Origin of the sequence: Erwinia sp. MYb416 (assembly GCF_037479575.1) — a bacterium.
Classification (GTDB): Bacteria; Pseudomonadota; Gammaproteobacteria; order Enterobacterales; family Enterobacteriaceae; genus Erwinia; species Erwinia rhapontici.
In genome coordinates, this window is the sequence record NZ_JBBGYT010000293.1 from 434 (window position 1) to 977 (window position 544).

The window sequence follows — 544 nt, forward strand, 5'->3', positions numbered from 1 at the left end:
CGTCACGCCGGGCAAAGCGATGGTCGCTGCTGTCAGCGGTTATGCAATGGACGGCTTTGATCTGCTGATCCTCGGTTTTATGTTACCCGCTATCAGTCTGTCGCTGGCGTTATCCCCCTCGCAGGCCGGTTCACTGGTCACCTGGACACTGATTGGTGCCGTGCTGGGAGGCATTGTTTTTGGCCATATCAGCGATCGCCTCGGACGTATTCGCGTACTGACTTTCACCATCCTGATGTTTTCAGTCTTTACCGGGCTGTGCGCAGTGGCACAGGGATATTGGGATTTACTGGCTTATCGCACCCTTGCGGGTATGGGGCTGGGCGGTGAGTTCGGTATTGGTATGGCATTGATCGCGGAAGCCTGGCCTGCCAATAAGCGTAACCGTGCTTCCGCGTGGGTAGGTATGGGGTGGCAGCTTGGCGTGCTGCTGGCGGCATTTATCACGCCATTGCTGTTGAATGTGATCGGCTGGCGCGGCATGTTCCTCGTTGGCCTGCTGCCCGCCCTGGCCTCGTTTGCCATTCGTCGTGGCATGGGGGAG

The 544-nt window shown here is 58.1% G+C and carries 1 protein-coding gene; it reads left to right on the forward strand.

Annotated elements, in window-relative coordinates:
- Nucleotides 1–544: MFS transporter (locus WH277_RS02650; RefSeq protein ID WP_339504255.1), on the forward strand; the 544-nt coding region annotated here is incomplete at both ends.